This is a genomic window from Methylobacterium sp. E-016 (genome assembly GCF_022829745.1).
Lineage (GTDB): Bacteria > Pseudomonadota > Alphaproteobacteria > Rhizobiales > Beijerinckiaceae > Methylobacterium.
In genome coordinates, this window is the sequence record NZ_JAKSYF010000116.1 from 59671 (window position 1) to 72754 (window position 13084).

At 73.1% G+C, this 13084-nt stretch carries 16 protein-coding genes; 4 read left to right on the forward strand and 12 right to left on the reverse strand.

Annotated features, from left to right (window positions below; translation table 11 throughout):
- Positions 1–32 precede the first annotated feature (32 nt).
- Positions 33–710, reverse strand: a complete 678-nt coding sequence (locus tag MKK68_RS15330; protein ID WP_244031041.1) for an alpha/beta fold hydrolase — start codon at positions 708–710, stop codon at positions 33–35.
- Between MKK68_RS15330 and MKK68_RS15335 the strand changes: the two genes are divergently transcribed.
- On the forward strand, positions 709–1758 hold the full coding sequence (locus MKK68_RS15335; protein ID WP_313899232.1) for an extensin family protein: 1050 nt from the start codon (positions 709–711) through the stop codon (positions 1756–1758). The two genes, MKK68_RS15330 and MKK68_RS15335, sit on opposite strands and share 2 nt — an antisense overlap.
- Before the next feature lie 122 nt (positions 1759–1880).
- Entirely contained in the window at positions 1881–2984 is a 1104-nt protein-coding gene (locus MKK68_RS15340) for a L,D-transpeptidase (RefSeq protein ID WP_243937373.1), read from the forward strand.
- A 104-nt stretch (positions 2985–3088) separates the two neighbouring features.
- On the opposite strand, the gene MKK68_RS15345 is transcribed toward MKK68_RS15340, so the two are convergent.
- From MKK68_RS15345 to MKK68_RS15365, 5 genes are read right to left on the reverse strand one after another with little or no spacing between them, the layout of a single operon-like run.
- Positions 3089–3286, reverse strand: coding sequence for a DUF2283 domain-containing protein (locus MKK68_RS15345; RefSeq protein ID WP_244031043.1), 198 nt, complete (start codon positions 3284–3286; stop codon positions 3089–3091).
- Positions 3270–3599: a DUF4258 domain-containing protein gene (locus MKK68_RS15350; protein ID WP_244031045.1), complete on the reverse strand. Its 330-nt coding sequence runs from the start codon at positions 3597–3599 to the stop codon at positions 3270–3272. The genes MKK68_RS15345 and MKK68_RS15350 overlap by 17 nt, the downstream gene beginning before the upstream one ends.
- A gap of 57 nt (positions 3600–3656) precedes the next feature.
- Complete coding sequence (locus MKK68_RS15355) at positions 3657–4379, reverse strand: ABC transporter permease subunit (RefSeq protein WP_409566098.1); 723 nt, start codon at positions 4377–4379, stop codon at positions 3657–3659.
- Between the two features lie 5 nt (positions 4380–4384).
- Positions 4385–5560 (reverse strand): ABC transporter permease, encoded by a 1176-nt coding sequence (locus MKK68_RS15360; protein ID WP_243949491.1) that lies wholly within the window; start codon positions 5558–5560, stop codon positions 4385–4387.
- Entirely contained in the window at positions 5557–6486 is a 930-nt protein-coding gene (locus tag MKK68_RS15365) for a glycine betaine ABC transporter substrate-binding protein (RefSeq protein ID WP_409567250.1), read from the reverse strand. The genes MKK68_RS15360 and MKK68_RS15365 overlap by 4 nt, the downstream gene beginning before the upstream one ends.
- Before the next feature lie 271 nt (positions 6487–6757).
- Between MKK68_RS15365 and MKK68_RS15370 the strand changes: the two genes are divergently transcribed.
- Positions 6758–7147 carry a response regulator gene (locus MKK68_RS15370; RefSeq protein ID WP_147729180.1) on the forward strand — a complete coding sequence of 130 codons (390 nt, stop codon included), beginning with the start codon at positions 6758–6760 and terminating at the stop codon, positions 7145–7147.
- Between the two features lie 7 nt (positions 7148–7154).
- On the opposite strand, the gene MKK68_RS15375 is transcribed toward MKK68_RS15370, so the two are convergent.
- Both MKK68_RS15375 and rsmI read right to left on the reverse strand, forming a co-directional pair.
- The gene (locus tag MKK68_RS15375) at positions 7155–7535 is read right to left on the reverse strand and encodes a YraN family protein (RefSeq protein ID WP_243949495.1); all 381 of its coding nucleotides are present in this window, start codon (positions 7533–7535) and stop codon (positions 7155–7157) included.
- Positions 7522–8490, reverse strand: a complete 969-nt coding sequence (gene rsmI / locus MKK68_RS15380; RefSeq protein WP_147843564.1) for a 16S rRNA (cytidine(1402)-2'-O)-methyltransferase — start codon at positions 8488–8490, stop codon at positions 7522–7524. Before rsmI ends, MKK68_RS15375 begins: the two co-directional genes overlap by 14 nt.
- A 195-nt stretch (positions 8491–8685) precedes the next feature.
- On the opposite strand from rsmI, the gene MKK68_RS15385 reads away from it, so the two are divergent.
- Entirely contained in the window at positions 8686–9936 is a 1251-nt protein-coding gene (locus tag MKK68_RS15385; RefSeq protein WP_244031046.1) for a penicillin-binding protein activator, read from the forward strand.
- Positions 9937–9950: 14 nt separating this feature from the next.
- On the opposite strand, the gene MKK68_RS15390 is transcribed toward MKK68_RS15385, so the two are convergent.
- The 4 genes from MKK68_RS15390 to rph form a co-directional block, all read right to left on the reverse strand.
- A complete protein-coding gene (locus MKK68_RS15390) occupies positions 9951–10256 on the reverse strand; it encodes an EamA family transporter (RefSeq protein WP_243949497.1) in 306 nt (101 codons plus the stop codon).
- Positions 10257–10484: 228 nt separating this feature from the next.
- Complete coding sequence (gene hemW / locus MKK68_RS15395; protein ID WP_147844311.1) at positions 10485–11663, reverse strand: radical SAM family heme chaperone HemW; 1179 nt, start codon at positions 11661–11663, stop codon at positions 10485–10487.
- A gap of 49 nt (positions 11664–11712) precedes the next feature.
- Positions 11713–12345 (reverse strand): RdgB/HAM1 family non-canonical purine NTP pyrophosphatase, encoded by a 633-nt coding sequence (gene rdgB / locus MKK68_RS15400; RefSeq protein WP_243937362.1) that lies wholly within the window; start codon positions 12343–12345, stop codon positions 11713–11715.
- Positions 12342–13055 (reverse strand): ribonuclease PH, encoded by a 714-nt coding sequence (rph, locus tag MKK68_RS15405; protein ID WP_147728963.1) that lies wholly within the window; start codon positions 13053–13055, stop codon positions 12342–12344. The genes rdgB and rph overlap by 4 nt, the downstream gene beginning before the upstream one ends.
- Between the last annotated feature and the right edge of the window lie 29 nt (positions 13056–13084).

The following is a 13084-nucleotide window of genomic DNA, read 5'->3' on the forward strand; positions in this document are numbered from 1 at the left end:
GTCGACGGCCGGCGATTCGACGCGCTCCCGCTTCAGATAGGCCCGAACCCACGCTTCAGGAAGGCGATACCGCGTGCCACCGCGTCGGCATCGGTTCGCGGATCGAAGGCGTGGCCCTGGTCTTCGTAGAGGTGGACGCGGCAGCTTCCGCCCGCCTCGGCCATCCGCCGGTGCAGGTCCTCGGGGTGACGCCGACCGACCAGGGCGTCGCGGGCGCCGTGCAGCGCCAGCACCGGCGGCAGTGCGAGGGGGCCGGCGCTCGGGCCGCTGCCGAGTTCCGGCGGCAGGAAGGCCGAGCGCAGCACCAGCGCCGCGATCGCCTCGGGCGCCCGCGCGGCGAGCGCCAGCGCGAGGGCGCCTCCGAGCGAGCGGCCGACCAGCGCCGCCGGGCCGGGGACCTGCGCGCGCACGATCTCGAGGGCATCCCGCCATGCGCCGAAATGCCGGCTGATCCCGGAGAACCCGACCCGCGCCTCGCCGGTCCGCTCGAGATAGTGCGGCAGCAGCACCGCGAAGCCGGCTTCCGCCAAAGCTGCGGCTTCGGCGCGGACCGGACGGTCCGGGCCCGGTCCTTCCGCGTCGTGCAGCAGAATGACGGTCGCCGTGGCCGTCGCGTCCTTGCCGCGCGGCGCGAACCGCTCGATCGTGACGGGCCGTCCCTCGCACAGGATCGTGTCGCGGGTGACGGCCGGATGGGGTGGATAAGTCATGGCGTCAGGTCGGTCTCGACGGTTCGCGGCGCTCGCGCTCGCCGGCACGGCCCTGCTTGCCACGACGGCGGGACGGGACGCGAGGGCACAGGAGTCGAAGCCGCATCCGCCCGAGGCGACCGTCCCCGTGCCGCCGCCGCTGCCGCCCGAGCGGCCCGCCGAGCTGAAGCCCGCGACGGCGCCGGGCGCGACGATGACCGACCCGCCGCGCCCGCCGGAGCGCCCCGCCGCGCTGACGGCGCCGGCGACACCGCCCGCGACGCCCGAGACGAAGCCCGCCGCGCCGCCCGCCGATCCGGCTGCCGTCGCGCCGCCCGCACCGAGGCCGCCGGAACGCCCGGCCGACCTCGTCCCGAACGCGTCCTCCGGCGCACCGCCGGTCCCGGCGGAGGCCAAGCCCGGCGACAAGGCCGCCGACAAGCCCGGCGAGATGCCGGTGCCGCCGCCGCTCCCCCCGGAGCGCCCGGCCGAGCTGTCGGGCGAGGCGGCGCTCGCCCTCAAGGTCGCGGCGCCGGACGACACCGCCTGCCGGGTCAGGCTGAAGCGCCTCGGCGCGGCGTTCGAGCCGCTGCCGGCGATCGTCAACGGGCAGTGCGGCACGCCGCTGCCGCTGAAGGTGACGGGGCTGCCCGACGTCGCGCTTCCGCAATCGACGACGCTGACCTGTGCGGCCGCCGAGGCGCTGGCGCGCTGGGCGACCGAGGCGCAGGTCGCGGCCGAGCGCGAGCTGAAGCAGCCGCTGACCGGGATCGCGATCGGCACCTCCTACGAGTGCCGCGGGCAGAACCACGACGTCGAGGCCAAGCTCAGCGAGCACGCCTTCGCCAACGGCGTCGACGTGATGAGCTTCACCTTCGCCGGCCGTCCGCCGATCGCGGTCGGGGCGATGCCGGAGGGCTCGGCCGAGGGGCGCTTCCTCGATGCGGTGCGGGCGCGGGCCTGCGGGTTCTTCCGCACGGTGCTCGGCCCCGGCTCAAACGCCGCGCACGCCAACCATCTCCATCTCGACGAGCGCGAGCGCAACGCCGGGCACCGCCTGTGCCAGTGAGGGCGGTCGCGGAAACCTGATGCCGCCGTGCCGTTTGGCGGGGAACGCTCACGCTTCGCCGACACTTGATCGCGTGGAGCGAATCGGCTCCGGGAGCCTCGACCATGACGTGCGGATCGACGATGCGGACCGGCCTCGCGGCCGTCGTCCTGGCCTGCCTCGCGGGCCAGGGTCTTGCCGCATCGGATAAGGAGCCGGCCAAGGCGTCGGGCAAGAACGAGCCCGCGGCGCCGAGCGCGCAGGCGATCCGGGACGCGACCTTCGCCGAGCCGGCCCAGGATGCGAAGACGGATGCGAAGAAGGACGAGGCGAAGTCGTCGGGGGCCGCGAAGGCGAACGACCGGCCCGATCCGCTGACGATCAAGGTCCAGGTGCTGCTCGACCGGGCGCGGTTCTTCCCCGGCGCCATCGACGGGCGCGACGGCGAGAACCTCCAGGGCGCGCTCTCGGCCTACGCCGTGGCGCAGGGCCTGCCCGCGACGAAGACGCTGACGAAGGACGTCTTCGACAAGCTCGCCGCCACCGGCGGCGATCCGGTGGTCGCCGACTACACCATCACTGAGGCGGATGCGGCCGGCCCCTATGTCGAGACGATCCCGCCGAAGATGGAGGCCCAGGCCGACCTGAAGGCGATGAGCTACACCAACCCGCGCGAGATGCTGGCCGAGCGCTTCCACATGAGCCGCGACCTGCTGAGCCAGCTCAACCCGGACAAGCCCCTCGACAAGGCCGGAACGGTGATCCTGGTCGCGGGCGTCGCGCCGATGGGCCTCGACAAGCCCAAGGCCAAGGACCTGCCGCAGGACCCGAAGGTCGACCGCGTCGAGGTCGACAAGGGCAGCCGCGACGTGCGCGCCTTCGGCAAGGACGGCAAGCTTCTGGCCTACTATCCGGCCTCGATCGGCAGCGAGGAGAAGCCCGCGCCGAGCGGCGAGACCAAGGTGAAGGGCGTCGCCTTCGACCCGTTCTACACCTACGATCCGAAGTACCGCTTCAAGGGCGTGAAGAGCCGCAAGAAGTTCTCGATCCGCCCCGGCCCGAACAACCCGGTCGGCCTCGTCTGGATCGACCTCGCGATTCCCTCCTACGGCATCCACGGCACCCCGGAGCCGGAGAAGGTCGGCAAGACCGAGTCGCACGGCTGCATCCGGCTGACCAACTGGAACGCCCGCGACCTCGCCGCCCACGTCGCCCGCGGGGCGAAGGTGTCGTTCAAGGACGAATAGAGCGGGCGCTTGCATCTCGTCGAGGCGACCGGCTCCGAACCGCCGTTCGGCCTCATGTCCTTCCGGCGAGCGAGCTTCCACCTTGCTTGGAAATGCTCCTGCGATCAGGCCGCCGTCAGGTGCCGGAGGTCCGCACCGGTGGACAGGTGCTCCGATGCATCGAGGATTTCGACCGCCACGATCCGACCGGCGGCATCGAAATCGAGGACTAGGCCGGGATGGACTTCCTCGCTTTCGACGACGGGGGCATCCGCGAAGCGCACGTAGAGCGCATCGGTCTTAGCGTCATACCGCGACTTCACGTGAGCGCCTCCGGCTGCGATCGAAGAATGCGGTCACGACGTGCACGCCATCTTCGGTCGGCACATATACCACGCGCAGCATCCTGCCGTCGCGCTCCGGCACCGAGCGATAGGCCCGTCTTCGTTCCGGGTGCTTCGGGTCCGTCTCGGTCTCTTCCGGCTCTGCCACGGTGCGTTCGATCCACACGCGCTCCAGTGCTCGATCCACCAAATTGCCGAGGGCATGCGTACCGTAGGTGATCCGCACACGCCCTCCCAAAAGACCGAAGCCAATTTCGCGTGCGACGAAGCCGGTGGACGTCGCGTACCTCACGTAGAGTATTTTCCTATTCAGGCCTATTGGATTCGCGCTTCGTCGTCGAAGAGGCGATCAGCGGCGAAGCAGGCCTGCCGCCGCGACCATCAGCGCGTCGCACAGGAAGGCGAGCGCCGCCGTCGCGGCGGCGCCCTGGAGCATCGGCACGGTGTTCTGGTTCTGGAGGCCGGCGACGATCGGCGTGCCGAGCGTCGCGGCGCCGGCCAGCGCGCCGACCGCGGCGGTCGCCACGGCGAGGACGAGGGCCGTGCGCAAGGTCTCGACGATGGCGGGCGCGGCCAGCGGCAGCTCGATCCGCGTCAGGGTCTGACGGGCGGTAAGCCCAAGCGCTTTGGCGGCCTCGCGCGTCTCCGCCGGCACCGCCTCCAGGGCGCCGACCGTGCCGCGGAGCGTCGGCATGATGCCGTAGAGCACCAGGGCCAGCAGGGTCGGCGGGCCGCCGAAGCCGAGCACCGGCAGGGCGAGCGCCACCACGACCACCGGCGGCACCGCCTGCGCCGCGGCGGCCAGCGTATCGATCCCGCCCCGGACCGAGGCCGCGCCGGGGCGGGTCGCGAGGATCCCGAGGCCGATTCCCGTGATCGCGACGAGGACGAGGCCGGTCCCGGCGAGGATCAGGTGGTGCAGGGCGAGCGCACCGAGATGGTCGAGCGGCAGCGCCCGCCGCGGCGTCTCGCCGAGCGCCGAGACGATCGCCGCGGCGACGGTCGGATGACTGAAGCACGCGAGCACGAGGCCGGCGGCGACGGCTCCGAGGGCCGGGTGCAGGGCACGCAGCCGGGTCATGCCGGCGTCCCGCGCCAGCGATCCTCGGCGAGGCTCAAGGTCCGCTCGACGACGAGCGAGAGCGCGACGATCGGGATCGCGCCGAGCAGGATCAGGTCCGGGGCGAACTGCGCCATGCCGTCGAAGACGATGCCGCCGAGGCCGCCGGCCCCGACCAGCGCCCCGAGGGTCGCGAGCCCGATCCCCTGGACGCAGGCGACGCGCAGCGCCCCAAGCAGGATGCCGGCGCCGATCGGCAGCCGCACCTGGAACAGGATCGTTCGTGGGGGCAGGCCGAGGGCCTCGGCCGCGTCGAGGGTCGCCGGGTCCGGCGCTGCGAGCGCTAGAGCGAGGCCGCGCCACAGCGGGAGCAGCAGATAGGCGGCGATGCCGATCACCGCCGGCACCGGCCCGAGCGCGCCGAGGCCGGCCTCGCGGAGCGCCGGGACCGCCTGCAGCAGGCCCGAGGCGACGGCGACCAGCGCGCCGAGCAGGGCCACGGCCGGCACCACTTGGATGCCGCCGACCAGCACCTCGACGAGGCCCTGCCCGCGTCGCCACAGCGAGAGCAGCACGGAACCGCCGACTGCCAGCAGCACCGCGCTTCCCGAAAGCAGCAGATGCCGCACCAAGGCTTCGCCGACCACGTCCTTGCGCGCCGCGAACTCGACGGCGAGCGACAGGCTCCCAAGCGTCCCGGTCGAGCCGGCCAGCGCGACGAAGCCCAGGAACGCGGCCGCGAGCGCGCCCTCGAGCCCGGGGACGGCCATGCGGCGGGCGAGGTGGGCGAGCCCGCCCGCGAGCAGCAGCAGCGCCGTCCAGGCACCGGAGGCGAGGCCGGCGCGGGCGGCCGGCGGCTCGCCGGCGAGAAGGTCCCCGGCCGTGCTGCCCAGCGCCAGCATCAGCAGCCCGAGGGCCAGGGCGAGGAGCACGGTGGCGGCGCCGACGCCGATCCGCGTCCGCCCGATCCGGGCGAGCAGCACCGCGCCCAGCACGAGCCCGGCCACCGCCTCGATCTCCGGCCCGAATCCGGGCAGGGCCCCGAGGCCGTCCAGCGCGTAGACAGGCTCGCCGACGACGAGGCGGTTCTTCGCGATGCGCAGCAGCGGCAGGCCGTAGACCGCACCGAGGAAGGCGGCGGCGAACAGCGGCGGGCCGATGCCCCCGCGTCGATCCTCCGTTGCGGGCGTCAAGCGATGAAGCCGGCGTCGCGCAGGAACGTCCGTGCCACCGTCTCGGCGACCTGGCCCTCGACGGTGATGCGGGCGTTGAGCCGGCGGAGCGTATGGGCATCGAGGCGCGCGAACACCGGATCGAGCTTCTCGCGGATGCGCGGGTGGCGCGCCAGGGTGTCGGCGCGGATCACCGGGGCGACCTCGTAGACGATCTGCGCGCCCTTCGGATCGCTCATCACGGTCAGGTCGAGGGCGTCGAGCGCCCCGTCGGTGCCGTAGACCATGCCGGCGTTGACGCCGCTGATGCCCTGCGCCGCCGCCCGCGCGGTCACCGCCGTGTCGCCGCCGGGCAGGCTGATGATGCGGTTCATCGGCAGCGAGAACCCGTAGGCCGCTTCGAAGGACGGCAGGGCCGCCGGGCTCTCGACGAACTCGGTCGAGGCCGCGAGCAGGATCAACCCGCGCCGCACGGCCCCGGCGAAATCCGCCATGGTGGCGAGCCCTTCGCGCCGGGCGAGGCTGCCGCGCACCGCGATCAGCCAGGTGTTGTTGGCCGGCGCCCGCCCGAGCCAGACGAGGCCCTTGGCCCGATCCGCCGCCGCGATCGCGGCGTAGGCGCCGTCGGCCCGCTTCCAGGCCGGATCGCCCTCGGTGCCGGTGAAGAAGGCGCCGTTGCCGGTGTATTCGGGATAAAGGTCGACATCGCCCGACATCAGGGCCGAGCGCACGATCAGCGTCGGCCCGAGGCCGAGGCGGCGCTGCACCGGGATGCCGAGATCCTCCAGGCACAGGGCGATCATGCTGCCGGTGAGCGTGCCCTCGGTGTCGCTCTTCGAGGCGACCACCACCGCGCCCTGCCCGCGCGCGGGCGCCGCCGCGATGGCGGCGCCGAGGCCGACCAGCACGGCGCGGCGGTCGCAGATCGGAACGGGGCGACCCCTCACAGGAAAAATCCGGTCGTGTCAGGAAAAGATCGGCCCATTGCGGGTTCTGCCCTCACGCGGACCGTGCCACACCCTATCGCGAAATGTATCGCCGTGTAACATTGCCGACGGAACAGCCCGCGCCGGACGCTTGACACAACCGGCGTTCCGGGCGACCCCTCAGCCGCCCGGTGTACCCGCTTGGTTCTCCTGGCGCGACGATCGGATCCGACCAGCCATCATGGCGACGTTCCGTTGAAGCGGAGCGGATCGACAAGGAAGACACCTCGGCGTGAGCGCGGAACCGAACGACGACGTTCTCCAGGGTAAGCGGGTGCTCGTCGTCGAGGACGAAGCCGCGATCTCGATGCTGCTCGAAGACATGCTGCTCGATTTCGGCTGCACCGTGGTCGGCCCGGCCGCACGCCTCTCGACCGCCCTGGAGATGGCCGAGGGCGAGACCTTCGAGGTCGCGATCCTCGACGTGAACGTCGCCGGCGAGCCGATCTACCCGGTCGCCGAGGCGATCGCGAAGCGCGACCTGCCGCTGATCTTCTCGACCGGCTACGGCGGCGCCGGCATCCGCGAGCCGTTCCGCGATCGCCCGGTGGTGCAGAAGCCGTTCAGCCAGGCCGACCTCAAGCGCACGCTCATCGGCGCGATCAGCGCCGCGCGCGCCTGACCGTCCGCTACAGGCCCTCGATCGGGAACGCGTCGACGAGGTGGACCGGCCAGCTGCGTCCGCCGATGAAGACCGCGTCCGCCCGCAGGGTCAGGCTCCCGGCGAACGGATGCCGCGCGATCCAGCTCCGCACCGCGCGCGAGAAGCGTTGTCGCTTGACCCGGCCGATCGCGCCCTGCGCCTCGATCAGCGTCGCGCGCGCCTTGACCTCGACGAAGGCGATGGTGCCGCCGCGGCGCACGATCAGGTCGATCTCGCCGCCCGACGCGCTCACCCGCATCGCTAAGGGACGATAGCCCTTCAGCATCAGCGCGCCGAGCGCCAGCCATTCGGCCCGGCGCCCGCGGCGTTCGGTCGCCTTCCGGCGCGCGGCATCAGGCGTCCGCATCGGTCTCGCGAGCCAGCACCAGCGCACGGTTGTAGACGGCGCGGCGCGGCTGCCCGGTCTCGTCGGCAACGAGGCTTGCGGCATCCTTGATCGAGTGCCGCGCGAGCGCGACGCGCAGGGCCGCGTCGAGGCCGGCATCGGCCTCTTCCGGGGTGGCCTCGTCCGGCGCGGTCCCGATCACCACCACGACCTCGCCCTTCGGGGCGCCCTCCTCCGCGAAGGTGTCGTTGAGGCTGGCCAGGGTGCCGCGGCGGATCGTCTCGAACATCTTCGTCAGCTCGCGCGCCACGGCCGCGGGACGGGTGCCGCCGAGGACCTCCGCCGCGTCCGCCAGCATCTCCGGCAGGCGGTGGGGCGATTCGAACAGGACCAGCGTGCCGGGCACGGTCGCCAGCGCCGAGAGCCGGTTGCGGCGGGCGCCGGCCTTCTGCGGCAGGAAACCCTCGAAGAAGAACCGGTCGGTCGGCAGGCCGGCGGCGACGATCGCCGTCATCACCGCCGACGGGCCGGGAATCGGCGTGATGCAGATCCCCGCCTCGATCGCCGCCTGGACCAGCTTGAACCCGGGATCGGAGACCAGCGGCGTGCCGGCATCCGACACCAGCGCCAGCGCCTCGCCATCCAGCATCCGCCGCACCATGCGCTCGCGGACGGCGGCGTTCGAATGCTCGTGGTAGGCGACAAGCGGCGTGGTGATGCCGTAGTGCATCAGCAGCGTCCGGGTGACGCGGGTGTCCTCGGCGAGCACCGCGTCGGCGGCGGCCAGCGTCGCGAGCGCCCGGATTGTGACGTCGCGCAGGTTGCCGATCGGCGTCGCCACCACGTGCAGGCCCGGCGCGAGCGGCTCCGCTTCCGTCGCCAGCCCGAAGGCGGTGAAGGTCGCAACCTTGGTCGCGGTGGATTTGGCCGGCCCGTCCCTGCGGGGGCGGCGTGCGGGCTCGATTCGCTGTGTCATCGCGCGGACCTTGCCACGCCAAGCCGCCGAGCGGAATTTGCTTGCGGCCGCCGAACCGCCGCGAACCCCCGCTGATTCGTGTTTTCCGGGCGCGCGCGCGATCCTGCGACATCGGCGCGTTTACTTTTCGGGTCCACGCTTTAAGCCAGAGCCACGATCCCGCGTGGACGATCTTTACGGGAAGGAAGTTTCGCGATGGCGCGATGTGTCCCGCCCCGCGCCCTCCGGGCCGGCGCCGCCCTCGCCGTGATCCTCGCCCTTGCCGGCTGCATCGGCGTTCCGGATCGGGCGCGTTCCGTCCGCGCCGCGCCGCCGCCGCGGGCCGAACTCGCTCCCGACCTCGCACCGCCCGCCGACGCCGTTCCCGGCTCGACGCCGGCCGCCGCCTCGGCGTCGGGCCGGATCGGCATCGGTTCGGTCAAGGTCGCCCTCGTCGTGCCGCTCTCGGGCCAGGGGGCCAATCTCGGGGCGGCGATGCGCAACGCGGCCGAGCTCGCGATCGAGGAATACCAGCAGCCCGACCTCCAGATCCTGGTGCGCGACGACCGCGGTTCGCCGGACGGCGCCCGCGAGGCGACGAGCGCCGCCATCGCCGAGGGCGCCGAGCTGGTGCTCGGCCCGCTCTTCGCCGCCAACGTCGCGGCCGCCTCGGCGACGGCGCGCGCCGCGGGCAAGCCGGTGATCGCGTTCTCGACCGATGCGAGCGTCGCCGGCCCCGGCACCTACCTGCTGAGCTTCCTCCCGCAGGCCGAGGTCGACCGGATCGTCGACGAGTCGGTCGCGGGCGGGCGCCGCTCCTTCGCCGCGCTGATCCCCGAGAACGCCTACGGCAACGCCGTCGAGGCGCAGTTCCGCGAAGCGGTGGCGCGCAAGGGCGCCCGTCTCGTCGGCATCGAACGCTACGCCCCCGGCGCGCCGGAGGCGGCGATCGCGCGCCTCGGCGGCCTGATCACCGGACCGGGCGCCCAGGCCGACACCCTGTTCCTGCCCGAGACCGCCGACGGGCTGCCGAATGTGGCGGCCGCGCTCACCAAGGCCGGCTTCGCGCCGTCCCGCGTCCGGCCGATCGGCACCGCGGTGTGGAACGAGCCGCGGCTCTTCGCGCTGCCGGCCCTGCAGGGCGGCCGCTTCGCCGCGCCGGACACCGGCGGATTCGGCAACTTCGCCGGGCGTTACCAGGCGCGGTTCGGCACGAGCCCGCCGCGGGTCGCCTCGCTGGCCTACGACGCGGTCTCGCTCAGTGCGGCGCTCGCGCGGCAATACGGGACCCAGCGCTTCGCCGACGCGACCCTGACCAAGAGCGCCGGGTTCGCCGGCGTCGACGGCACCTTCCGCTTCCGCGCCGACGGCCTGAGCGACCGGGCGCTCGCCGTCCACGAGATCCGCAACAACGCGTCGAGCGTGGTCAGCCCGGCGCCCCGCGCCCTGGCCAAACCCGGCACCTGAGCCTCCACCGCGCGTCAGTCGTGGCCGATCATCGCCGCGCCGGCCGCGACGACCGTGCAGGCGGCGATGCGGCCGGCGGTCCGGCGCTCCGCCAGGAAGGCGCGGCCGAGGAGCGCGGCGAAGACCACGCTGGTCTCGCGCAGGGCCGAGACCGGCCCCATCGCCCCGAGCCGCATCGCCCAGATCACCGCCGCGTAGGCCAGCAGCGAGGCGGCGCCCCCGCCGACGGCGCGCGCGACCGCGGCGGGCCGCCCGCCGAGGGCCGCCGATCCGCGCGTCAGCAGGAGCCAGAGCGGAAACGCGCGGTGGACGGTGACCATCGCCGCGGTGTCGAAGACCTGGCAGCTCGACCGCGACGGTGATGAGGAGCCCGAGCCCGCCGACTGTGAAGTTCATCACGCTGATTGGTCCAGAGCCGGTCGGCGCCGCCGCGCAGCAGCGTGTTCCACCCGGCATGCAGCAGCGGCGCGAGCAGCACGAGGACGATGACGGTCGGTGTCATCGCCGGCTCACGGATCGGCTTTCGACGCGCGCGGAGGCGTACGGCATCACGCCGCGAGGCTCGCGACCACGGCGTTGAGCACCGGAGCGCCGCGCGCGGTCGCGGCGATGCGGCCGCCGTCGAGCCGCGCCACGAGGCCGTCGCCGATCAGCGCCGCGACCCGCGACCCGTCGAGCGGGCGGCCCTTGAGCGCGGCATAGCGCGCCGGGTCGATGCCCTCGGACAGGCGCAAGCCCATCATCAGGAACTCGTCGCCCTGGTCGGCGCCGGCGATCGTCTCGGTCTCGGCGATGCCGTGGCCGTCGCGCTCGACCCGGGCGAGCCAGGCCTCCGGTGCCTTCTCGGTGACGGTGCCGAGGCGGCCGGCCTCCGTCACGAGACGGCCATGCGCGCCGGGGCCGATGCCGGCATATTCGCCGTAGCGCCAGTACAGCAGGTTGTGGCGCGACTGCGCGCCGGCACGCGCGTGGTTCGAGATCTCGTAGGCCGGCAGGCCCGCCCGGTCGCAGACCTCCTGAGTCACGTCGTAGAGCGCGCGGGCGGTCTCGTCGTCGGGCGGCACCAGCCGGCCGGCGGCGGCGAGCCCGTAGAACGGCGTGCCGGGCTCGATGGTGAGCTGGTAGAGCGAGAGGTGCTCGGCCGCCCGGCCGATCGCCTCGGTGAGCTCGCGCCGCCACGCCGCGGCGGTCTGGTTCGGGCGCGCGTAGATCAGGTCGAACGAGCTGCGGTCGAACGCGCCCTGCGCGACCCGGATCGCGGCGAAGGCCTCCTCGGCGCTGTGCAGCCGCCCGAGGCTCTTGAGCGAAGCGTCGTCGAAGGCCTGGACGCCGAGGGAGACGCGGTTGACCCCGGCCGTGCGGTAGCCCCGGAAGCGCCCGGCCTCGACGCTGGTCGGGTTGGCCTCCAACGTGATCTCGGCGCCGGGCTCGACGCCCCAGGCTGCGGCGATGGCATCGAGGATGCCGGCGACCGTCGCGGGCTGCATCAGCGAGGGCGTGCCGCCGCCGAGGAAGATGCTCGAGACGGTGCGGCCGGGGGTGCGCCCCGCCACGTGCGCGATCTCGGCGCGGAAGGCCGCGAGGTAGCGCGCCTCGTCCACCGGCGCGTGGCGGACATGGCTGTTGAAGTCGCAATACGGGCACTTCGAGGCGCAGAAGGGCCAATGCACGTAGACGCCGAAGCCCGCATCGCGGGTCGGGTGGTCCGGGCCTGAACGGTCGGTCATCGCACGCGATGTGCTCGCGTGCGCGCCGTTTGGCAATCGCCCGATCCGTTCAGCCCGGCCGGCGCAGGCATGCGGCGGCGAGCTTCACGAAGGCACGGGCCCGGTGCGAGAGGGCGTCGCCGGTCTGCCAGTCGACCCCGTGCTTCTCCTCCGACGCGATCTCGCCGAAGGTGCGGTCGAAGCCGTCGGGCCGGAACATCGGGTCGTAGCCGAAGCCGGCCGTGCCGCGCGGCTCGACGAGGTCGCCGAAGACGCGGCCCTCGAACAGCTCGGTGTGGCCGTCGGGCCAGGCCAGCACCAGGGCCGAGACGAAATGCGCCCGCCGGTCCCTCGCCCCGCGCAGGTCCAGCTCCGCGAAGATCCGCGCCATCGCGCCGGAAAAGTCCTTGGACGCCCCGGCCCAGCGGGCGGAGAACAGCCCGGGCGCCCCATCGAGCGCATCGACGCACAGGCCGGAATCGTCGGCGAAGGCCGGCAGGCCCGCGGCGTTGGCGGCGGCGACCGCCTTGATCGCGGCGTTCTCGGAAAACATCGTGCCGGTCTCGTCGGGTTCCGCGAGCCCGAGCTCGCCGGCCGAGACCGCCTCGACGCCGAAGGGCGCGAGCAGCTCGCGCATCTCCACCAGCTTGCCGGCATTGTGGGTCGCGATCACGACCCGGCCCGAGAGGATGCGGTGGCTCATGCGATCGCCTGCTTCTGGAGGGCGACGAGGTCGGCGACGCCGCCCTTGGCGAGCCGGAGCAGCGCGAGCAGCTCGTCCTCCGAGAACGGCTTGCCCTCGGCGGTGCCCTGAACCTCGACGAGGCCGCCGGTGCCGGTGATGACGAAGTTGGCGTCGGTCTCGGCGCCCGAATCCTCGGCGTAGTCGAGGTCGAGCACGGCGGCGCCCTTGACGATGCCGCAGGAGATGGCGGCGACGTGGTCGCGCAGCGGGTCGACCGAAATCATCGAGCGGGCGCGCATCCAGGCGAAGCACTCGTGCAGCGCGACCCAGGCGCCGGTGATCGATGCCGTGCGGGTGCCGCCATCGGCCTGGATCACGTCGCAGTCGACGGTGATCTGCTTCTCGCCCATCGCCGGCAAGTTGGTGACGGCGCGCAGAGATCGCCCGATCAGCCGCTGGATTTCCTGCGTCCGGCCCGAGGGCTTGCCGGAATTGACCTCGCGGCGGGTGCGCTCGTGCGTGGCGCGCGGCAGCATGGCGTACTCCGCCGTGATCCAGCCCTTGCCGGAGCCGCGCAGCCAGTGCGGCCCGCGCTCCTCCAGCGAGGCGGTGCACAGGACCCGGGTCTCGCCGAAGGTCACGAGGCAGGAGCCCTCCGCGTAGCGGGCGACCGAGCGCTCGAGCGTGACCTTGCGCAACTCGTCGGCCGCGCGCTTCGAAGGCCGCATGCGGCGTTCTCCTGATTCCCGAATTCGAG

Excerpts from the sequence above, each read along its gene's own strand:
- MKK68_RS15375 (WP_243949495.1), bottom strand. The coding sequence starts at position 7,535 with ATGCGGACGCCTGATGCCGCGCGCCGGAAGGCGACCGAACGCCGCGGG.
- rsmI (WP_147843564.1), bottom strand. The coding sequence starts at position 8,490 with ATGACACAGCGAATCGAGCCCGCACGCCGCCCCCGCAGGGACGGGCCG.
- MKK68_RS15335 (WP_313899232.1), top strand. The coding sequence starts at position 709 with ATGGCGTCAGGTCGGTCTCGACGGTTCGCGGCGCTCGCGCTCGCCGGC.
- MKK68_RS15385 (WP_244031046.1), top strand. The coding sequence starts at position 8,686 with ATGGCGCGATGTGTCCCGCCCCGCGCCCTCCGGGCCGGCGCCGCCCTC.
- MKK68_RS15340 (WP_243937373.1), top strand. The coding sequence starts at position 1,881 with ATGCGGACCGGCCTCGCGGCCGTCGTCCTGGCCTGCCTCGCGGGCCAG.
- rdgB (WP_243937362.1), bottom strand. The coding sequence starts at position 12,345 with ATGAGCCACCGCATCCTCTCGGGCCGGGTCGTGATCGCGACCCACAAT.
- MKK68_RS15330 (WP_244031041.1), bottom strand. The coding sequence starts at position 710 with ATGACTTATCCACCCCATCCGGCCGTCACCCGCGACACGATCCTGTGC.
- rph (WP_147728963.1), bottom strand. The coding sequence starts at position 13,055 with ATGCGGCCTTCGAAGCGCGCGGCCGACGAGTTGCGCAAGGTCACGCTC.
- MKK68_RS15390 (WP_243949497.1), bottom strand. The coding sequence starts at position 10,256 with ATGGTCACCGTCCACCGCGCGTTTCCGCTCTGGCTCCTGCTGACGCGC.
- hemW (WP_147844311.1), bottom strand. The coding sequence starts at position 11,663 with ATGACCGACCGTTCAGGCCCGGACCACCCGACCCGCGATGCGGGCTTC.